This window comes from Neobacillus sp. SAB-20_R2A (assembly GCF_049568635.1).
GTDB classification, from domain to species: Bacteria; Bacillota; Bacilli; order Bacillales; family Cytobacillaceae; genus Neobacillus; species Neobacillus citreus.
Genome location: NZ_CP145895.1, coordinates 2,281,971 through 2,302,552, shown reverse-complemented (window position 1 = coordinate 2,302,552; position 20,582 = coordinate 2,281,971). Strand labels below are relative to the sequence as shown.

General features: G+C 40.9%; 18 protein-coding genes. 4 read left to right on the top strand and 14 right to left on the bottom strand.

All coding sequences use genetic code 11. The annotated features are described in order from the left end of the window. Positions 1–96: 96 nt before the first annotated feature. From V5M37_RS11295 to V5M37_RS11275, 5 genes are all read right to left on the bottom strand, one after another. Positions 97–3,234, bottom strand: a complete 3,138-nt coding sequence (locus V5M37_RS11295) for an AAA family ATPase (protein ID WP_423802002.1) — start codon at positions 3,232–3,234, stop codon at positions 97–99. Further along, positions 3,231–4,376 (bottom strand): exonuclease SbcCD subunit D, encoded by a 1,146-nt coding sequence (locus tag V5M37_RS11290; RefSeq protein ID WP_423802001.1) that lies wholly within the window; start codon positions 4,374–4,376, stop codon positions 3,231–3,233. Before V5M37_RS11290 ends, V5M37_RS11295 begins: the two co-directional genes overlap by 4 nt. 183 nt (positions 4,377–4,559) lie before the next feature. Further along, a complete protein-coding gene (locus V5M37_RS11285; RefSeq protein ID WP_042463935.1) occupies positions 4,560–4,760 on the bottom strand; it encodes a cold-shock protein in 201 nt (66 codons plus the stop codon). Between the two features lie 384 nt (positions 4,761–5,144). Next, positions 5,145–5,501, bottom strand: a complete 357-nt coding sequence (locus V5M37_RS11280; protein ID WP_423802000.1) for an ArsR/SmtB family transcription factor — start codon at positions 5,499–5,501, stop codon at positions 5,145–5,147. 24 nt (positions 5,502–5,525) lie between these two features. Further along, positions 5,526–7,274, bottom strand: a complete 1,749-nt coding sequence (locus V5M37_RS11275; protein ID WP_423801999.1) for a SulP family inorganic anion transporter — start codon at positions 7,272–7,274, stop codon at positions 5,526–5,528. 354 nt (positions 7,275–7,628) lie between these two features. Between V5M37_RS11275 and V5M37_RS11270 the strand changes: the two genes are divergently transcribed. Then, positions 7,629–8,420 (top strand): TIGR00266 family protein, encoded by a 792-nt coding sequence (locus tag V5M37_RS11270; protein WP_423801998.1) that lies wholly within the window; start codon positions 7,629–7,631, stop codon positions 8,418–8,420. A 563-nt stretch (positions 8,421–8,983) separates the two neighbouring features. Here the strand turns inward: V5M37_RS11270 and V5M37_RS11265 are convergent. The 9 genes from V5M37_RS11265 to pruA form a co-directional block, all read right to left on the bottom strand. Further along, positions 8,984–10,444: a DUF4153 domain-containing protein gene (locus tag V5M37_RS11265; RefSeq protein WP_423801997.1), complete on the bottom strand. Its 1,461-nt coding sequence runs from the start codon at positions 10,442–10,444 to the stop codon at positions 8,984–8,986. A gap of 70 nt (positions 10,445–10,514) precedes the next feature. Continuing rightward, entirely contained in the window at positions 10,515–11,153 is a 639-nt protein-coding gene (locus V5M37_RS11260; protein WP_423801996.1) for an HAAS signaling domain-containing protein, read from the bottom strand. Continuing rightward, a complete protein-coding gene (locus tag V5M37_RS11255; RefSeq protein ID WP_213140481.1) occupies positions 11,134–11,481 on the bottom strand; it encodes a PadR family transcriptional regulator in 348 nt (115 codons plus the stop codon). Before V5M37_RS11255 ends, V5M37_RS11260 begins: the two co-directional genes overlap by 20 nt. A 120-nt stretch (positions 11,482–11,601) precedes the next feature. Then, on the bottom strand, positions 11,602–11,775 hold the full coding sequence (locus V5M37_RS11250) for a hypothetical protein (protein ID WP_378581396.1): 174 nt from the start codon (positions 11,773–11,775) through the stop codon (positions 11,602–11,604). 85 nt (positions 11,776–11,860) lie between these two features. Beyond that, the gene (locus V5M37_RS11245; RefSeq protein ID WP_423801995.1) at positions 11,861–13,306 is read right to left on the bottom strand and encodes an amino acid permease; all 1,446 of its coding nucleotides are present in this window, start codon (positions 13,304–13,306) and stop codon (positions 11,861–11,863) included. Between the two features lie 350 nt (positions 13,307–13,656). Continuing rightward, on the bottom strand, positions 13,657–13,911 hold the full coding sequence (locus tag V5M37_RS11240; RefSeq protein WP_423801994.1) for a hypothetical protein: 255 nt from the start codon (positions 13,909–13,911) through the stop codon (positions 13,657–13,659). A gap of 46 nt (positions 13,912–13,957) precedes the next feature. Further along, positions 13,958–15,223, bottom strand: coding sequence for a Glu/Leu/Phe/Val family dehydrogenase (locus V5M37_RS11235; protein ID WP_423802608.1), 1,266 nt, complete (start codon positions 15,221–15,223; stop codon positions 13,958–13,960). A 66-nt stretch (positions 15,224–15,289) separates the two neighbouring features. Next, entirely contained in the window at positions 15,290–16,486 is a 1,197-nt protein-coding gene (locus tag V5M37_RS11230; protein ID WP_423802607.1) for an ornithine--oxo-acid transaminase, read from the bottom strand. Positions 16,487–16,553: 67 nt separating this feature from the next. Beyond that, positions 16,554–18,098, bottom strand: a complete 1,545-nt coding sequence (gene pruA, locus V5M37_RS11225; protein ID WP_423801993.1) for an L-glutamate gamma-semialdehyde dehydrogenase — start codon at positions 18,096–18,098, stop codon at positions 16,554–16,556. Between the two features lie 213 nt (positions 18,099–18,311). Here pruA and V5M37_RS11220 point away from each other — a divergent pair, with 213 nt between their 5' ends. The 3 genes from V5M37_RS11220 (at position 18,312) to V5M37_RS11210 (ending at position 20,548) form a co-directional block, all read left to right on the top strand. Then, entirely contained in the window at positions 18,312–19,727 is a 1,416-nt protein-coding gene (locus tag V5M37_RS11220; RefSeq protein ID WP_423801992.1) for a sigma-54 interaction domain-containing protein, read from the top strand. Positions 19,728–19,909: 182 nt separating this feature from the next. Further along, positions 19,910–20,116, top strand: coding sequence for a methionine aminopeptidase (locus V5M37_RS11215; protein ID WP_241113643.1), 207 nt, complete (start codon positions 19,910–19,912; stop codon positions 20,114–20,116). A gap of 93 nt (positions 20,117–20,209) precedes the next feature. Further along, entirely contained in the window at positions 20,210–20,548 is a 339-nt protein-coding gene (locus V5M37_RS11210; protein ID WP_423801991.1) for a hypothetical protein, read from the top strand. Positions 20,549–20,582: the final 34 nt, after the last annotated feature.

Here is a 20,582-nt window from a genome sequence, read left to right as displayed (position 1 = left end):
ATCCCTCCAGCCATTTTAAAAACTAATGGTAGTTTAACCTTTTTCCATTTATATAAATACGAAAAAAAGCGAGTGGGTTTCCCCACTCGCTTTTGTTTAATTCGTAAACACAAACTCTGTCCGGCTCCCGGCTTGCCCCGCGATAACCTCAAGTCTTGCATCAATTCGTTCCTTTAATTCCGGAACGTGCGAAATGATTCCGACCAAGCGCCCGCTGCTTTGGATATCCATTAACGCTTCAATCGCCTGTTCAAGTGATTCAGGGTCTAGTGTACCGAATCCTTCATCGATAAACATGGTTTCGAGCGAAACCCCGCCGGCATAGTTTTGTACCACGTCTGCCAGCCCAAGCGCTAGCGACAAGGAAGCCTTAAAGCTTTCTCCGCCTGATAATGTTTTAACGTGGCGTTCCTGGCCTGTGTATTGGTCAAACACCAGCAATTCCAAGCCGCTTTGGGCATTCCCTTTAGCACGGTCTGTTTTTCGCAGCAACTGGAAACGGCCTGACGTCATTTTCTTCAATCTGTGATTAGCTTCTTGTAAAATATCATCCAAGAAAGCTGCCAACACATACCGTTCAAAGGTAATCCGGAAGCTGTTCTGGCCCTTCGTAATCTCGTAAAGATGTCCAATCAGCTTATACCGTTCCTCAAGGACCTTCATATTTTCATTTAATTTTTCCACACGGTTGAAGATTTCTTCGTTATCCCGTTTTTTCACAAAAAGGTCCGTATAATTGCGGTTTAACGCCGCTATTTCACTGTCAATGATCGCAAGCTCATTTTTAAGCCCGTCCACATCTGGAGTTTTCACATTCATTAATTTTTCCGTTAATTCATTCAATCGGTCGGAAACAGAACGTAATTCCTCCCTAAACCCGCGAATCTCTGCTTCAAGGCCGCGAATCACAGCTTCCGAAAGTTTTGACGCATGATAAACATTATAGTTTTCGAAGCCCTGTTCCACCAATTTATTCTTAAAAATCTCACGTTCAGTGGTTAATTCCTGCTGTTTAGAATCAAAGTGCTTCTCGGCGTCCTGCAATCTTGCAGATTCGGCAGCAAGCTTTGCATTTACGGATTGCAAATGCCGTTGTGCCTCTTCTAACTGTTTAATTAGCGCATCATAGCGGTTTTTAGAAATGGTGAGTGCTTTTTCATATGCTGATTCAGAACGGAGATTCTCCGGAATTGTATTCATCATTCTAGTCAGAATTGTCTTCTTCTCAGTATATTGAACTGTCAGTTCCGAAACTTCTTGTCCTAATAGTTGAATCGCCTTTTGCAGCTTTTGTTTTACTAATTCCTGATTCCCCAGTTCCCTCTTAACCGAATCGAGCTTATTCATTTTTTCCGCTAATTTTCGTTGCGTATCCTGCAGACTATTTTTCTCAGCAATAAGCTCCGATTTCAGAAGAGGTAAATCAGGTTCGGAGAACTCAGCACGGTAACTGCAAATTTCCTTTAGGACTTCCTCTACTGTTTCCCTTTGTGTATTTTCTGCAGACTGGCACTGGTAAAGCTTTGCTTCATCAAGAGATTTTTCTTTTTCCCATTTAGCCGCTTGTGCTTTCGCTGCCTTCATGTCTTCTTCACTTGGAACACTTCCATCGTGCAGGACGGCTTTAGCAGGGTGATGTTCAGAACCGCAAACTGGGCAAGCTTCCCCCTCGTGCAATTGTGCGGCTAAAAGAGAAGCCTGTCCATGCAGCCATTTTTGCTCCAGTTCTTCCACAAGGGCCTTTGCATCTTGAAATCTGGCAGCCGTATTTTCATATCGCCCTGTAATTATTTGCAGTTCCTGTTTAGCCTTGTGATGGCGGCCAAGCAAGTTTTCAAATTTGTCAAGACGCTCAAGCTCAGACTGCAGTTTTTCAATCAGCTGTTTATTTTCAACAAACACCAGCTGGCCTTTTTCAATTTCCTCCTTTTGCTGCTGAAGGAGTTTTAACTGTTGTTCTGTTAATTCAAGATTACGTTCCGTTTTCATCTGGTTGTTTCTTGCGGTTTGCAAGGAGGTTTCTACCTTAGCAACCTCTTTCATTAAAGATGCAAATGAATAAACATCCTCTCTCATGTTAACTAACCGGTTTACTTCCTCTTGTGCTGTTTGCCGGTCTGCTTCTCTTTCGAGTTCAATCTGGAGGCTCATTTCTGACTGTGCCTTGAGGCTAGTTAAATTTCCTACCTCCGCTTTTAGTGAAGCAACATTAGCATTTAATCGATCCAATTCGCTCTTCAAACGATGGCATAACTCTTCCTGTTTGGCTAAAAGGGCCGCTTTTTGGGCACGCTGAACCTGCCTTTCTTTTTCCAAGAACAAATCAACCTGAGATTCCAAAAGAGCCTTCTTTTCCTTCAGTTCTTCCTTCTTTTGCAGCTGTTTAAGCGTCTCTTCTGCTTCATATAGCTTGCCTTTAAGCGAATCCTGCTGCTTTACCTTTTCCTTTAACTCTTCAGACAACTGCCCCAATAATTCCTCCATACCGACAATTTCTGCTGTCAATAGCGGCATGATGATGGTGTCATTGTCACTTCCGGCAGCTACATATTCCCGAAGTTCATCATTGGTCACTGCTTGAATCCGACGAAGGGCTTCGTTCCTAGCCTGTACTTGGTCTTCAACGGACTTTTTCAGTTCATTCGCTTCCTCTTTCAGCTTATCCTCAACCATTTTATAAAGCTGCGTATGGAACAGCCGCTGCAATATGACTTCCTTATCTTTACTGTCTGATGTTAAAAGCTTGCGGAATTCGCCTTGAGGTATCATTAAGATCTGCCGGAATTGATTGGCATCAATCAGCATGATTTCTTTAATTTTTTCCTCGACATCGTTGATTTTGGAGGCTAACAGCTTTTTCTCCCCTTCAGCGTCCCACATATATAATTCGGCTTTTGCACCGATTGAAGTGTAGCCGTCACCTTTTTCCTTTGGTTTCAACTGCTGTGGCGAGCGTGTAATGGAATAGACCTTGCCCCTTAATGAAAAATCCAGAGAAACCTCGGTCAGCAAATCATCCTTGGCAAATTGACTCCGAAGTTCGGGGCCGTTACGATCCTCGCCGCTTGCCTTACCGTAAATGGCATAGCTAATCGCATCGAAAATTGTCGTTTTTCCAGCACCCGTTTTTCCGGATATGACGAACATCGTCCGATTGCCCAGTTCCGTAAAATCAATTACTTCCGTTTCAGCATAAGGGCCAAATGCTTTAATCGTTAGTTTTAACGGTCTCATCTTGCGCCTGCCCCCTTCAACACTTTATCGATGATTTCTGACATGGCATCTTTTTTATCCACTGTAAATTCGGACGTTGTCATCTCGTTGTAAAATTGTTCAAACAAATCGATTTCCGACTTTTTCTCGCTCCGAAGGGCGTTGAAGGATTGTTTTTTCTTTAAATCGGTCATCTCAATTTTCCGCTCTAAATGAAGTACGTTCGGGTATACTTGGCGCAGCTTATTAATTGGGTCAATAAGCGCTCCTTCATCTAATAGGTTTATTTTTAAATAGTCTTGGGTCCGTTCTTTTTCATAATATTGCGGGTCGAGCAGTTGTTCAAGGTATCCCTCCATCTCGCGCATATCATGTGATGGAGTAAGAGAACGGTAACGGTGTTCAAAGTTTCCCTTCTCATCCATTTCAATGATGGAAATAGACTTTCTTTGTTTGGCTTCGGAAAAAGAATATTTTAACAGAGAGCCAGAATATTTAACCTTTTCGTGGGTAATTGCATCAGGGCTGTGAAGGTGGCCCAATGCCGTATAAGAAAACGGTTCAAACAATTCTGCACCGACGCATCCTGATCCGCCAACGGATAAGATTCGTTCAGAATCGGATTGAACTCCGCCTAATACAAAGGCATGTCCAACCAAAACATTCGGTTCATTCGGGTTTAACGTTTCTTCGATTTTGCCAATCATCCTCTTCATCGCTTCTTGATGGGAGTGGATGGAGTCATCCTCTAAAAGCTGGCGTACGACCCCAGGCTCTGCGTACGGTACGAGATAAAAGTTTACCCCGTTAATCCGGACTGGATCAAAGCTGTTCGTGAGTTTGCCTGATAAATAAAATTGGCTGTGCTTGTACCATGAACTGCCAAACGAAAGGCGCTCCGCGCTGTCGTGATTTCCGGCAATGGCTACAATCGGGGTTTTTAATTCAACATTTATTTTAAAAAGTATTTCGTCAAGAAGTTCAACGGCATCGGTAGGAGGAACAGAACGGTCGTAAAGATCACCGGCAATGACAACTGCGTCAGGTTTCTCCTCCGCAACTACGTCCACGAATTGGTATAGGACCTCGCGTTGATTTTCCGTCATGTAAACGCCGTGTACCAATTTTCCTAAATGCCAATCAGCGGTATGGATAAATTTCATCTGCATCACTCCATGTTTTAAATACGTTTATACAATACTATTATTATAGCAAAATATATAGCAGGCTGGCCTTGGAAATGGGTTATGTTTTTTGGAAGATGGGGGGATAATATCCATTGTGTGGGGAGACAATAAAAAACAGTCCGGCACAAGTACCGGACTGTTATAGTTAGTTTAATAAAATTACTTCTTAGTTACGTTAGCAGCTTGTGGTCCACGAGCTCCTTCAACTACTTCGAAAGAAACTTCTTGGCCTTCTTCTAAAGTTTTGAAACCTTCAGTTTGGATTGCAGAGTAATGTACGAATACATCGTTTCCGTCTTCTCCTTCGATGAATCCGAAACCTTTTTCTGAGTTAAACCATTTTACTTTACCGTTTTTCATAAAAAAAAATCCTCCTATTGGCTTGAAAAAAGCCATGTGTAAAATTCACCAAATTACAACGCAGATAGCTTTACTCATTACTTCATCCAAACTTCGGTCAAAACCTTGATCAAGCATATTACATAAATCTAATCTCGTGCAACGGCTGTTTACAATTTATCATTATTTAGTAGGAAAGTCAAGAAAGGGCAAGACGACATAAACTGACATCTTTTTCGCTAATCCCATGATTTTTTATTATTCATACAATAATATTTACTTATTAATCTATCGGATGAGGAGGAAAACAAGAACCGTATGTCGTTTTTTGAAGAAAAATATTTGGGCTTTCCCTTTGAAAAAGTCCTGACTGGTTTAATATTCAAATAGAAAAAGCCGAAGATTTTAATTCTTCGGCGTAACTGCTGGTACTTCTTCCTCTTCTTTAAATTTATCCAATATGGTGATGGTATCGACCAAATGATTGTTGAAAATCTGTCTTGCTACTGCTAACAGGTCGATGATCATAGGATCCTTTAACGTGTAGATAACTTTGTTTCCATCCTTGGTGCCCGATACGATATTTTTTGCTCTTAGTACCTGCAGCTGCTGTGAAACAGCCGAACCTTCACTGCCTGCAAGTATCTGTATTTCATTGACACTTTTTTCTCCCTCAGCGAGAATTTCTAAAATACGAATTCTTAATGGATGAGACAAAGCTTTAAAAAATTCTGCTTTAAATCGCTGCATTTCTAAATTCAATTCATCATCACCTTTACTGTAAAACTAGAAGGTAGCCGTTAATTTCTGTCTGCTTCCCTCTTTTGCCTCTGTACCGGAAAGCTTCTTACATTCTCTAAATGCAAAATGCTTACAGCCTAGGCATTTATTTTGATTAATTTCCTTCAAAGCATATTGAATGGCTTCACCGGTATGAGCAAAGAAATGTTGTTCACCAACAACCTCGTATAACCCCGTCTTTTTCAATACACTTTCCGGCTGCGGATTTAATCCTGATATTAATACTATACCATTTTTGGAAAAGTGGCGTACAATACTGGCCAAATTCGCTTCCCCGGTTGTGTCCATAAATGGAACCCTGCCCATCCGCAACAACAGAATCTTGGGACGATAATTGATGGTATTCATGATCGTTTCTTCAAATGTAAGGGCTGCACCAAAAAACAGCGGTCCTTCAATATTAAAGATGCTAATCTGCGGACAGTCGTGTGTATCAGTCACCATCCCAGTTTCCACCTTGGCCCGATTGGTTTCCTGGTTAGGCAGCGCTTTGGCCGTAATCATGACGTCGCTCATCCGTTTGACAAACAGAATGGCCGACATGACCAATCCCACCTCCACCGCCACGGTCAAGTTCACAAAGACTGTTAATACAAATGTGACGACAAGAACAAGAGAGTCCGTTGATTTTGTTTTAAAAATATGAGCAAAAACTTTTTGCTCGCTCATATTCCAAGCAACGACCATTAGTATCGGCGCCATGCTGGCAAGTGGAATAAATGAAGCATATGGTGCAAAAAAGATTAACACAAGCAGTACCACAATTCCATGAAAAATCCCTGATAACGGTGAAACTGCTCCATTTTTTATATTTGTTGCTGTCCGGGCAATGGCACCTGTCGCCGGAATCCCGCCAAATAATGGCGTAATCATATTGGCAATACCTTGCCCGACAAGCTCCTTATTGCTGTTGTGACGACCGCCCGTCATCCCATCTGCGACCACCGCAGAAAGTAGCGATTCAATCCCGCCAAGCATGGCTATAATAAAGGCCGGCCTTATCAATTCTAGGATGATATCCATATTTAACTCAGGCACATGCAGTGCGGGCAGCGTACTAGGAATTTGACCATAGGCCGTTCCAATGGTTGCTACCTCACCAGGATAAAACAATGAAGCGGCGGCCGTTGATACGACTAGACCGATTAAAGGCCCCGGAACCTTTGGCGCGATTTTCGGTGTTATGATAATCGTTGCCAAACAGATTGCTGCTGTTAAAATACTGAAAATATTCGTAGATCCTAGGTGCACAACAATTTCCTTAATGTTTAAAATAAATTCCTCATGCTTTTTGATGCCCTCTAAACCTAGGAAACTGGCAATCTGTCCTGTAAAAATGGTTACCGCAATACCTGCGGTAAAGCCGATGGTAACAGGCCTTGGGATATATTTAATCAGCGAACCAAGCTTAAATATCCCCATTAAGACAAGGATTACTCCAGCCATAAAACCAGCAATCAGCAGGTTTTCATAGCCATACGTCATAACGATTCCAAACAAAATCGGAATAAAAGCACCCGTTGGACCGCCAATTTGATACTTGGAGCCGCCGAATAAGGAGATAAGAATCCCGGCAACAATGGTCGTATAGATTCCATACTCTGGCTTCACTCCGGAAGCAATGGCAAAGGCCATACCAAGGGGGATCGCAATCACCCCGACAATCAACCCTGAGAGCAGATCCTTTGGTACACTCTTTAAAGAATAATGATGGAATCTTTTGTCTGTAAACATACTCACCCTTCTTATCACCTATTTTTGTATATCTGATTATTTGAATATATAATAATAGATAAATATAATCAATAGTATTTGTAAAAAAATGTACAATTGTTTTCTTTTTTTGTTTATTGTTTTCTTTCTTTGTCTATGGTACAATAGCATAGCGATGAGCTGAATTGCATAAGACGAGAAAACATTCCTTTTAGGAGCGCACAATGTGGAGTGTGGTTTTTTCGCCGCAATACGCAAAGACGCCTGATTTTTCAGGCGTCTTTTTTATTTGCCTTTTATTAAAATTAGCACTTTTTTCCTATCTCCTTTAAAATGTATATGGGTGTTAATTTTTAAAAAGTGGAGGAATCATTTATGAATAACCACGAAATAGATTACAAAATTTACGGCGACGATATGCAGTTTGTGGAGGTGGAGCTGGACCCGCAGGAAACAGTTGTCGCAGAAGCGGGAAGTTTCATGATGATGGATGACGATATACAAATGGAGACAATTTTTGGCGACGGTTCCGGTGGTAGCGGCGGCGGCCTGATGGGCAAGTTGTTTTCAGCGGGAAAACGCGTGTTAACAGGTGAAAGCTTATTTATGACAACCTTCACGAATGCAGGCGCAGGCAAACGCCATGTATCCTTTGCTTCCCCTTATCCTGGAAAAATCATTCCGATGGATTTAAGTCAGTTTGACGGCAAGATTGTCTGTCAAAAGGATGCATTTCTCGCAGCGGCAAAAGGTGTTCAGGTCGGCATAGAGTTCCAGCGAAAAATTGGCGTCGGCTTCTTCGGCGGCGAAGGCTTTATCATGCAGAAGCTCGAAGGCGACGGAATGGCGTTTGTTCACGCAGGCGGAACGATCATTAAAAAGGATCTTCTTCCTGGTCAAAGTTTGCGTGTAGACACCGGGTGTTTGGTGGCAATGACCCGTGATGTCCATTATGATATTGAGTTTGTAAAAGGCGTTAAAACGGCATTGTTTGGCGGTGAGGGCTTATTCTTCGCAACATTGCGTGGCCCTGGTTCAGTATGGATACAGTCCCTGCCATTCAGCAGGCTGGCAAGCCGGGTATTTGCTGCAGCACCCGCACGCGGCGGCAGCAAAGATGAAGGCAGTATCGCCCGCGGGCTTTTTGATATGTTTAATGGCGATTAAATAGCCTATTTCATTTACAAAAGAAAATTCAAATCATAAGACAATAACCGGGCCTCCCAGTAACGGGCCAGTTTCTGTCGGAAAACCCAAATATGCAATCGAAAATGCAGCCCAATCTGTACTGCAACTTTCTGTTTTTGCAATTAAAAATAAAATGGCTCAGTACACTATACTGAGCCATTTTTAGTTGCCTGAATACTACTCGTTAAATGATGCTAATACCCTCATCTGAGTCCGTGAGGGTCCGCTCTTATCGGTTGGGAGGGCAGGTCAAGCACCGAGATTGATAAATAAGCGTAGAAATTTCTCTTAATTAGAAAATAGCACTAGAAAATGACTAAATAGGGGAAAAAATTCCGACTAATGAATCAAAAAACATGAAAATGAGTAATTTTTCTTTGCTTAATCGGAAAATTTTCGCTTATTTCCCCCGAACCAAGCTCTATTCAACTGTTTAACAGAAAAATCTCCGCTTATTTTTAATATCACTGGTTACTCAATTCACGATAAGACTACTTATGTTTCTTAGCATTTTTGTATGATAAATTGTAGCCGATTTATGTTTATTTTAAATTAAGCTTTCTCAGCTCCAAAAATGCCTGCTCTCTTTTTAAATTATAGGACTGCCATGTTCCATCCTCTGTTAGGGCCTCCTTCTGCCTGACTTCTAAAATTTGTGTCAAACCTTCAATATTCTTATCTTTTTCGTAAAGGTCGATTAACCCCAGAACACCTGTATAGGACAGGCTGTCAAAGTGGTGAACATCAATTTTGCCTGTTAATTCATAGCGGTCAAGGTTCTTAGTTACGACAATTTGATTAGGATCGATGACCATCATGGCTGTGTAATAAAGTAAGGATGAAATAAAGAAAAAATGAAATAACGACAGCCGCTCTATCCAAACTTTCACCAATGTATAGGTAAAAATAATCACTAAAAATATCATAAACGAGTGTGCCATGACTCTTATAAAGGTAAATCCATAAGCATCCTCATACATACTTAGCCTGATAAAAGCCGAGCATAGCGTCACAGCACTTGAAAACACCAAAAGTGTCAGCAGGATTTGCGTAAATCTTTTTATAAAATGAGATGTCAGGCCCACGAAAGTCAATACAACCACAATGATCGATAAATTAATGATGGTGACGAATAACAGTTCAAAAAAACCCTTCCTAGCGTACTCGGCATAGGTATAATCACCCTGGAGGGTTCCACTGAAGAAATATTTAAACTGAACTACGGTAAATAATAGATAAACGATATTTATTAAACAAAGAACCGTTATGGTGATAATCGCATCCACTTTCAATCCCGGTTGGAACTCAGGCTGCTTGATCACCTCAATTTGCTTTTTAATCAAGACTTGCATAAACCCAAAGAATGCTGCCGTAAAAATGAGAATGACGATTAACCTTATCATCCCTTCTGCATCTAATACCTCGAACCAATTCGGAATACCGCCCATAATCCGTTCAAACTGAGTATCCGCCGACATAAGTAGACTTAAAACCACAAATAGGACTGGGATCGAGATCAGGATACCGATGAAAACCTTTTTCCAAATGATAAATTTATCTTCATCCACACCTCGTTTTACACCGCTTCCAATCAGCTTAGTCATTGCAGCATCATATTTGATTGCATCTAACAGTCTTAAAAACAAATAAGGTATAAACCAGATTTTATTCCACTGCATACTTTTCGGACTGGTTACAATGACTATATGAAAAACAACTAGCGCAGGTATCACTAAAATGTTTAATACATTAAAAAATTTATTATCATTCAAAAAGTAGCTTGCGGCCAGAAGCCAGATGCAGCATAGAACCAGGTAACCGAATCGTTGGTGGGTAAACGAAAAGCGCCGGTACCGCCAAAAAAAGACTGCATAAAACGCCATCAGAAACACCAAATATGAAATCCCTATTTGCCCACGGAAAAATGATTCTTCAGCTAAAATCCCAAGCAATAAGCACAAACCTAAAAACAGCCAATCCGTTTTTTCCATTTTGCTTTCCATATTCATCCCTCATTTACATTGTTTTTCTATATACATCGTATTACTAGGTAATATCGCAAAAAAAAACTGCTTATATCGACGCTTTCCTCCCCCAGCGATAGCCAAGCATACTTATTGGGTACAGAAATATCGTAAAAATGATACAAGCAATAATAAATGTTTTCGTTAACAAAGGAGCAAACCATGAATGTGGTATGATTTCGAAAACAGTTAGCGTCATTAAAATTAAGTTAGGTATGAGCGATAAAAGAAATGTTTTTCTAAGCAGCTTTCGGCCGCCATGTCCAAAGCCTTTGCCGATTTCATACCCCAATAACGCCCAAAAAAACATATACAAGAAGGCAATTAAAGTGGGAATGGATGTTAGATGATTCCAAATTGATGTCAGCCACGACCATTGGTACAAATTATGTATAAGCGTAAGAAAACTGCCTCCCGCAAAAAAAATAATATTGAGGAGAATGAACAGCCATTTCATATTGCTCGGAGTGACGGAAAGTTCCTCCTTCCAAGCGGCAGCTATTTCTTCCGGACTGCCAAGCCTTGCGAATAAAAGGTCCTCAAGCTTCCCATGATCCGTATCTTCAAAGGATTCCAAGATGAATTCATCAATATGGGTCTCGTATTCGCGAAGAATATTTTCTTTATCTTTGTGAGTACCGAGTTCTTGGGACAGTTCATTAAGAAACTTATTCTTCAGCTGTTCCATGCTTCGATCTCCCAATAACCTTATTCATTACTTTTACAAAGTCCTGCCATTCTTGTGTTTTTTCTGCGAGCACTTCTTTTCCAGCGTCAGTGATGCAATAATACTTGCGGGCCGGTCCCTTCTCCTGCTCCTGCCAATAGCATTCAATGTATTCCTGCTTTTCAAGCTTATGGAGAGCGGGATATAATGTCCCTTCCTTTACACTTAAACCATTTTCACTGCGCTGCTCCAATTCCTTTACCAGCTCGTAGCCATACATGTCGCGCTCGTTTAATAATTGTAATAAGATTAACGATGTGCTTCCCTTTACCAGTTCACGGTTAAACATTTTTTCACCTACCTAGATTTATTAGGTATATAGAAATACTACATGACAATTTTTGCCTTGTAAAGGGTTTTTACATAAAAAGTGACGATTTTAAAAAAATCGCCACCCCATTGAGTCTTTTTATTTCATTTTGAAATCATCCTGCTGACGCTCAATATACTCATCACGTTCGCCGCCATCAGACAATTCCTCAGAAAAACCATATCCCGTGTCACTCTGCACCAAGTTGCTTGTCCTGATTGTTTTTGGATGTAAATTGTTATTAGGTGCAGCCTGCTCATTCCACTTTCCCATCAATATCACCTCATTTTTATTATTTGGTGATTTTAAAAGATTATCCACGAAAAAAAACGCTTGGAAGTTCAAGCGTTTTTGAAAATTAAATAACCATTTTTTTATCATTTTGAAGTTGTAATTCTTGTTCTTCTGTTCCGTCCTGCTCGCGGTTCTTTTTAATTTTAAAATGATAAATCAAGTAGCAGGCGATAACAAATGGAACACCAAGATACAATGCCAAGCGCTGCTCTGAGTCAAATGCCAAGCTGGACAATACCACAACGTTTAAGGTTAGTCCAATAATTGGCAGGATTGGAAATAGTGGTGTTTTAAATTTCAAATCCTCCACTTTACCGCCTTCACGGATAAATTTACGACGGAAGGCAATTTGTGAAGCAGTAATGGAAATCCAGCCCACCTGTGCTCCTAAACCTGCTACTGACAAAAGCCAAACAAAGACAGTTTTTTCAGCAAAAAAGCCTGATAATAAAGATAGGAGTGCAATCCCAAGTGTTAACAGAAGCGCATTCAATGGAACACCATTCTTGGTTACTTTTGTTAGAGCAGGGCTGGCCATCTTTTCCTTGGACATTGCATACAACATCCGGGTTGCAGCGTAAAGACCTGAGTTTGCTACAGAAAGTAAAGCTGTTAGGATTACAAAGTTCATAATATCAGCAGCATATGGAATACCGATACTGTCAAATACCACAACGAACGGGCTTTCCACCACACCTGCTTTTTCCATTGGAATTAAGCCGGCCACGACAAAGATGGCTAACACGAAGAAAAATAGAGTACGCCAAACTGTTTGTTTAATCGATTTTGGAATGGTTTTCTCCGGCTCTTCACTTTCTCCGGCAGCAATCCCGATTAATTCGGTTCCCTGGAACGAGAAGTTAACTGCAATCATGGTAATGATTAAAGCAGTAAAGCCGTGCGGCATGATACCGTGAGCTGTAAAGTTCGATAAGAATGGGGCAGCATGTCCGCCTTTCATATGAATTAGACCAAACATGGCAGCGCCGCCTAGTGCGATAAACATGATAATTGCTAAAATTTTTATACTTGAAAACCAAAATTCTGCTTCACCAAAAGCTCGGGCAGATAAAGCATTTAGAGAAAATAATACGACGGCAAAAACTGCACTCCATACCCACACATCTACATGCGGAAACCAGCGCTGCATCAGCTGTCCTGCTGACAGCAGTTCAAGAGCAACAGTAACAGCCCAGCCTAACCAATATAACCAACCAAGAGCAAATCCTGTCCCCGGTCCAATAAATTTAGTGGTATAGGTTTGGAACGATCCCGATACTGGCATGGCGACAGATAATTCGCCAAGACAAAGCATTGTTAAAAACATAATGAAACCGCCGACGATATACGAAATAATTGCTCCTGTCGGTCCTGCCTGGCTGATGGTATAACCAGATCCTAAGAACAAACCTGAACCGATGACTCCGCCCAGCGAAATCATGAACAGATGGCGGGACTTCATCGTTCTTTGCAGTTCATGAGTTTGATTGTTTTCTTCAGGTAATTGCATGAATTTCCCCTCTTCCCCATTGAAGTATACGCTTTCAAATTGATGATGATTGTAAAAACAGGAGAAAATGTGACTGGCCAGCTGCCTTCACTTTTCTGTCACACAAGAAAGAATAAGCGAATATATAATTTTATACAACCGGCAAATCTTTCTAAAATTATCACTATTTTTACGTTATATTAATTTGCAATTTTCATGCCAACATAAAAAGCTTAATTTTTGAACATTTTTCGAAATTATAGCGCCAAAATTTTTGGCATAATTTTAAATATTTTGCGCTCCATATGCAAAAATACTCTTCCCAGCAAAATGGGAAGAGTATTAAATGGATGTAAAATCAACTATTTTTATTAATCGCAGCCGGTAATTTGTAAATCATCTTGGATGATTCCTAACTTGGTTTGCGGATCCACCTTTTGTCCCTTCTTTACATAAATGGATCTTACATAGCCGCTTATACCGAACGAAATCTCTACAATGGCACCGTTCTCTGCTCTTACTAGAAATAGTTTCTCCCATTCATACACGTGGTTGTTTTCCTTTGCGACAACTTTTTCAACCGTGCCAGAACAGGGACTATAAATAGTTTCATCCTTAAAAATCAATTTTGTTCTCTCCTTATCTAAGATTTCGTCCGATTTTGAAAGCTTCTTACACCCAGCCGCGGAATTGTGCTGCTTCCGCCATTTTTCTAATACCTGTCATGTAGGCGGCCAAACGCATGTCAACTTGATATTCATTCGCCGTCCGATAGATTTTTTCGAAAGAGTCAACCATTACTTTTTTAAGTTTCTCGGCTACTTCCTCTTCAGTCCAATAATAACCTTGATTATTTTGCACCCATTCAAAATAGGAAACTGTTACACCGCCTGCACTTGCCAAAATATCAGGGACAAGCAGGACACCGCGTTCAGTCAGAATATTCGTTGCTTCAAGAGTTGTCGGACCATTAGCAGCTTCGACTACGATTGCTGCTTTAATATTGGCTGCGTTTTCCGCAGTGATTTGATTTGAAATGGCAGCAGGAACAAGAATGTCACACTCTAATTCAAGCAGTTCTTTATTGGAAATTGTCTCTTTAAAGAGCTGTGAGAACGTACCAAAACTATCTCTTCTATCAAGCAAGAAGTCAATGTCAAGACCATTTGGGTCATGGACTCCGCCATAAACATCGGAAACAGCAATAACCTTTGCACCGGCATCATGCATGAATTTAGCTAAATAGCTGCCCGCGTTTCCGAAACCTTGGATAACTACCCGAGCACCTTGCAGTTCAATGCCTTTTTTCTTAACCGCTTCTTCAATGCAAATAGTTACGCCGCGTGCCGTTGCCGTTTCACGCCCTTGGGAACCGCCCAATACGATTGGCTTACCGGTAATAAATCCTGGTGAGTCGAACTCGCGAAGACGGCTGTATTCATCCATCATCCACGCCATAATTTGGGAGTTCGTATAAACATCCGGAGCCGGAATGTCCTTTGTCGGACCAACAATCTGGCTAATCGCACGAACATAGCCGCGGCTCAATCTTTCAAGCTCTCTAAAAGACATCTTCCGCGGGTCGCAAATGATGCCGCCTTTACCACCGCCATAAGGAAGATTGGTGATGCCGCACTTTAAGCTCATCCAGATGGACAATGCTTTTACTTCTTCTTCATTCACTTCCGGATGGAAGCGAACGCCGCCCTTAGTTGGACCAACCGCATCATTATGCTGGGAGCGGTAACCGGTAAACACTTTAACTGAACCGTCATCCATTCTGACTGGTATGCGGACTGTCAACAATCTTAATGGTTCTTTTAATAAGTCAAACATCTCGTTTTGGTAACCCAATTTTGCCAAAGCCTTTTGTATTACTGTTTGCGTAGAGTAAAACAAATTTAATGACTCCTGCTCCTTTTGCTGCTCTTTTTTCATTTCGTTTACCACTGCATTAACAGACATGGAAGACACCTCGTCAAATTTTTAAAATATTAATATTAATTACCCTAAAATCTTTTGAATTTTTGCAACTGCCCAATCAATTTCTTCTTTGGAAATGATCAGCGGCGGTGCAAAACGAATAACTGTATCATGCGTTTCTTTACATAACAAGCCTTCTTCTTTCAACTGTTCACAATATGGTCTTGCTTCCTCTGTTAGTTCCACCCCGATAAACAATCCTTTACCGCGGACTTCCTTAATCATCGGATTGCTGATTGTCTTCAATTGATCTAGGAAATATTTCCCTAATTCAAGTGAACGTTCAGGCAGGTTTTCCTCTTCGATGACATCAAGTGCTGCAAGGGACACGGCACAAGCGAGCGGATTACCGCCGAAAGTGGAACCGTGCGATCCTGGATTAAATACACCTAAAACATCGGAATTGGCAACCACGCAGGAAATTGGGAATACCCCGCCGCCTAATGCCTTACCTAAAATAAGCATATCTGGTTCAACATCTTCCCAATCACAGGCGAACATTTTACCAGTACGGGCTAAGCCAACTTGAATTTCATCGGCAATAAATAAGACATTGTTTTCTTTACATAGTTCAGAAGCAGCCTTTAAAAATCCGTCAGGAGGTAAAATGATTCCCGCCTCACCTTGAATTGGTTCCATTAAGAATGCTGCAGTATTTGGAGTAATCGCTGCCTTTAACGCCTCAAGGTCACCGTAAGGAATTAATTTAATCCCAGGAAGCATCGGGCCAAAACCGCGCTTATATTCTGGGTCGGAAGATAAGGAAACCGCACCCATGGTCCGGCCATGGAAATTGCCTGTGCATGCAATGATTTCTGCCTGATTTTCTGCAATGCCTTTCACATCATAACCCCAGCGGCGTGCAGCTTTTAACGCTGTTTCAACTGCTTCTGCACCAGTGTTCATTGGAAGCGCCATGTTCTTGTTGGTCAGTTTGCAGATTCTTTCATACCAAGGGCCAAGCTGGTCGTTATGGAATGCGCGTGATGTTAGAGTTACGCGGTCTGCCTGGTCTTTCAAAGCTTGAATGATTTTTGGATGACGATGGCCCTGGTTTACTGCGGAATACGCACTAAGCATATCCATGTAGCGTGTTCCTTCAGGATTTTCCACCCAAACCCCTTCTGCCTTGGAAATGACGATTGGCAGCGGATGATAGTTATTAGCTCCAAATTTATGTGTTTTTTCAATAATTTCAGTAGATTTAGTTGATGTCATAGTCATTTTATGTCCTCCCTTTATAGTTGCAAGAGAGCTTGTGAACCCCCTTGCTATCCTCTTAAAATTACAGCGTTTCTGAAGTCGTTTTTGCTTGCATATGAAGAATTAAATAATCAGGGCCGCCTGCTTTGGAGTCCGTTCCTGACATATTAAATCCGCCAAATGGCTGATAGCCAACAATGGCACCTGTACAGCCGCGGTTGAAATAGAGATTGCCAACATGGAATTCGCGGCGGGCTCTTTCAATATGCTCACGATTATTGGAAACCAATGCACCAGTTAAGCCATAATCGGTGTTATTGGCAATCTGCATCATATGGTCAAAATCACGTGCTTTAGCGATAGCCAATACCGGCCCAAAAATTTCCTCAAGCATAATGTGGGCATTCTCATCAACATCCGCAAAAATGGTCGGCTGAATGAAGTAGCCCTTAGAATCGTCCCCTTCACCGCCGGTCATAAGTCTGCCTTCTTGTTTGCCAATTTCAATATAGCTCATGATTTTTTTGAAGGATCTTTCATCAATGACAGGTCCCATATAAGTATCGGCTGATTCAGGGCTTCCAAGCGTTAAAGTCTTGGTAAGGGCAACCACTTTTTCAAGAACATCATCATAAACATCTTGGTGAATAACAGCACGTGATCCTGCGGAACATTTTTGACCAGAGAATCCAAATGCAGAGTAAACGATAGAAGACACGGCTAAATCTAAATCTGCATCTTTATCGACAACAACTGTATCTTTACCGCCCATTTCGGCTATCACACGCTTCAGCCAAATTTGGCCTGGGTTAACTTTAGCTGCGCGTTCGTAAATGCGGCAGCCCACTTCACGGGAACCTGTGAAGGATACGAACCGTGTTTTTGGATGGTCAACAAGATAATCCCCAATTTCAGCCCCGCTGCCTGGAACATAGTTCAATACTCCATTAGGAAGTCCAGCTTCATGCATTAGCTCTACAAATTTTGCAGCAATGATTGGCGTTGAGTTTGCCGGCTTTAAAAGCACAGTGTTTCCGGCAACAATCGCAGCTACTGTAGTTCCGGCCATGATCGCCAATGGGAAGTTAAATGGTGAAATAATAATCCCCACTCCAAGCGGAATATAGCCGAACTGATTAAATTCACCGGGACGGCTGTTTACTTGAGCACCGTCTTTGATTTTCAGCATTTGACGGCCATAGAATTCTAAAAAGTCAATCGCTTCTGCGGTATCAGCATCTGCTTCCTTCCATGGCTTCCCTGCTTCCTTCACCATGTAGCTGGAAAATTCATGCTTGCGGCGGCGCAGAATGGCTGCAGCGCGGAATATAATGTTGGCACGATGTTCAGGGGCCCAGTTTTTCCATGTTTCAAAAGTAGTTAATGCTGTTTGCATAGCACTTTCAGCTAATTCTAGGTCCACCATCGATACGGTACCGATAACTTCTTCCTTTTTTGCTGGATTGATAGACGCAATCTTTTTGTCAGTTGTAATTAGCTCTCCGCCAATGACGACTGGATAGTGCTTGCCAAGCTGTGATTGAACGAAGTCAAGTGCATCTTGAAATGCTTTTTTATTTTTTTCTTCAGAAAAATTCGTAAGTGGTTCATGTGTATACGGTTGCATGTAATTAAGCCTCCTTTGTTTGTAACACACTTTTAATATGCAAGTTCCGTGCCAACTATTTTTTTGCAGTTTAACAACATTTCAATATAAAAAACACGCCAATTTTTTTTGCTATTTTGCATATATTTAAGAATTTACGCAAAATTATTTTGCATTATAGTCTGATTTTTGATTAAATTGGTGCATAAGGGATTTGCAAGGAGAGAAAACGTCATGGAAAATACAAAAAGAACAATTCAACAGCTGCAATATATAAACAGTATGTACAAAAGGATATTGGACGAGGTCGACGTAGGTGTCCACGCCGTCGATAATACGGGGAAAACAATCGTTTACAATAAAAAAATGATGCAAATAGAGTCGATGGATATTCAGGAAGTAATCAATAAGAATTTGCTGGATGTTTTTAAATTTAAAGATAATCAATCTAGTACACTAGTAAAAGCTCTACAGGATGGGAAAGAAACCAGTAATGTCAAGCAAACCTATTTTAATAATAAGGGCCGCGAAATTACAACCATCAATAATACGATCCCAATTTATCAAAATGAAAATCTGCAAGGTGCAGTTGAAATTGCCAATGACGTGACGAAACTCGAACGCCTGATAAAAGGAAATACCAATAAAAGCGGCACCAGATATACGTTTGATAATATCATTGGGAATAGCCCTGCCCTTAAAGAAGTGATCGAGGCAGCGAAACGTGCGAGCCGGACTGCATCCTATGTATTAATCGTTGGGGAAACAGGTACAGGCAAAGAGCTTTTTGCGCAGAGTATTCATAATGCCAGCACTCGGCTTGCCAGTCCATTTATTTCGCAAAACTGTGCTGCCTTGCCTGATAATTTAATCGAAAGCCTTCTTTTCGGAACGAAACGCGGAGCTTTTACGGGCTCTGTTGATTCACCGGGATTATTTGAACAGGCTGAAGGCGGCACACTGTTACTTGATGAAATTAACTCTTTAAATATGAACCTTCAGGCAAAGCTGCTTCGGGTTCTACAGGAACGAATGATCCGCAGAATCGGCGATACAAAGGATACACCTGTTGATGTCAGGGTGATCGCCAATATCAACGAGGATCCGATTGATGCCGTCGCCAATAACAATCTTCGAAAAGATTTATATTATCGGCTGGGGGTGGTAACGATTTTCATCCCGCCATTAAGAGAAAGAAAAGAAGATATTCCATTATTGGTGGAGCACTTTATCGAAAAATATAATGAACGTTTTCAAATGAATGTAAAAGGATTATCTGATGAGGTTAAGCAATCATTTTTTGAATATGATTGGCACGGTAACATCCGCGAGCTTGAACATATCATTGAAGCTGCGATGAACATCATGATGGATGAAGAAATCATCAAGTACTCCCATTTACCGTATCAATACCGCAATAAAATGCAAATGAAGGAAAGAATGCTCCCTCTTTCTACAGTTGATACCTTTATTAATGAACAGGCTGATATTGCGATCCCTCTTAAGGAGCAGCTGGAGCTATTTGAAAAATCCTACATCGAACATGTGCTGAAAAAGAATAACCACAATATTTCAAAGAGTGCTAAACTGCTGGGACTAAGCCGGCAAAGCCTGCAGTATCGAATAAAAAAACTAAATCTCAGCATTTAATATTTTAAAAAAAAGCGGTAATCAACGGGATTACCGTTTTTTTGCATTCACAAACAGGGCTTGTTTTACATAAAAATATTATTATATAAAAGTATTTGCAGCAGCTGTTACCTTTTTAAATGGTAAAAGCATAATTATTCCATTTTTACCCCATACTAAATAAAAACGTTGAGGTGAAAAAAATGGGACTGCTCAGTTCATTCAATCAATGGAGAGAAACACGATATCAAAATCATCTCTCCAATATGAAAGACCAAGGCAAATGTCCAGATTGTTTTGGCCGAGGCTACACCGTTTACCCTTACAATGAATTTGCATATTTTAATTCGTTTGAATGTCCGGGATGTCAAGGCAGCGGCCATTACACGGATTGGGAAAGCTATCAATAAACTAGTCCAAAATAGAAAGAGGCAGTCTCACATGGATTCTGATCCACTAGCCTTCGAGACTGCCTTCTTATTTAGTTGATTGGAGGTAATGCAATGTCGGTTATTGTTCACCAGACATTCACGATTAAACAGGATAAATTTAAAGAAGGCATTGAAAATTTACGAGAAATAAAAAAATTTAGAATGGAAAATTATAACCATAAGGTTGAGATTCTAACGCCAATTTCTGGAAACGATCATACATATGCATTGCTCTCTACTTACGACGGGTTAGCGGAGATGGAATGGCAAAATAAGAAAATGTTTGATGATGAAGAATATCTTGAACTAATTGGACCATTTTTTCTTGAAAATATAGCAGAAGGCAGCATGTATACGCAGATTTATCGCACGCTTAGCGATAAAAGCAATGAGAAGAAAAATGACAAATAACAGCAGAAAGCGTGCAAAAATTCTTTGCACGCTT

Bases quoted from the DNA above. Each gene is read 5' to 3' on its own strand.
- V5M37_RS11295 (WP_423802002.1), bottom strand. From the start codon at position 3,234: ATGAGACCGTTAAAACTAACGATTAAAGCATTTGGCCCTTATGCTGAA.
- V5M37_RS11290 (WP_423802001.1), bottom strand. From the start codon at position 4,376: ATGAAATTTATCCATACCGCTGATTGGCATTTAGGAAAATTGGTACAC.
- V5M37_RS11285 (WP_042463935.1), bottom strand. From the start codon at position 4,760: ATGAAAAACGGTAAAGTAAAATGGTTTAACTCAGAAAAAGGTTTCGGA.
- V5M37_RS11275 (WP_423801999.1), bottom strand. From the start codon at position 7,274: ATGTTTACAGACAAAAGATTCCATCATTATTCTTTAAAGAGTGTACCA.
- V5M37_RS11270 (WP_423801998.1), top strand. From the start codon at position 7,629: ATGAATAACCACGAAATAGATTACAAAATTTACGGCGACGATATGCAG.
- V5M37_RS11265 (WP_423801997.1), bottom strand. From the start codon at position 10,444: ATGGAAAGCAAAATGGAAAAAACGGATTGGCTGTTTTTAGGTTTGTGC.
- V5M37_RS11260 (WP_423801996.1), bottom strand. From the start codon at position 11,153: ATGGAACAGCTGAAGAATAAGTTTCTTAATGAACTGTCCCAAGAACTC.
- V5M37_RS11255 (WP_213140481.1), bottom strand. From the start codon at position 11,481: ATGTTTAACCGTGAACTGGTAAAGGGAAGCACATCGTTAATCTTATTA.
- V5M37_RS11250 (WP_378581396.1), bottom strand. From the start codon at position 11,775: ATGGGAAAGTGGAATGAGCAGGCTGCACCTAATAACAATTTACATCCA.
- V5M37_RS11245 (WP_423801995.1), bottom strand. From the start codon at position 13,306: ATGCAATTACCTGAAGAAAACAATCAAACTCATGAACTGCAAAGAACG.
- V5M37_RS11235 (WP_423802608.1), bottom strand. From the start codon at position 15,223: ATGAAAAAAGAGCAGCAAAAGGAGCAGGAGTCATTAAATTTGTTTTAC.
- V5M37_RS11230 (WP_423802607.1), bottom strand. From the start codon at position 16,486: ATGACATCAACTAAATCTACTGAAATTATTGAAAAAACACATAAATTT.
- pruA (WP_423801993.1), bottom strand. From the start codon at position 18,098: ATGCAACCGTATACACATGAACCACTTACGAATTTTTCTGAAGAAAAA.
- V5M37_RS11220 (WP_423801992.1), top strand. From the start codon at position 18,312: ATGGAAAATACAAAAAGAACAATTCAACAGCTGCAATATATAAACAGT.
- V5M37_RS11215 (WP_241113643.1), top strand. From the start codon at position 19,910: ATGGGACTGCTCAGTTCATTCAATCAATGGAGAGAAACACGATATCAA.
- V5M37_RS11210 (WP_423801991.1), top strand. From the start codon at position 20,210: ATGTCGGTTATTGTTCACCAGACATTCACGATTAAACAGGATAAATTT.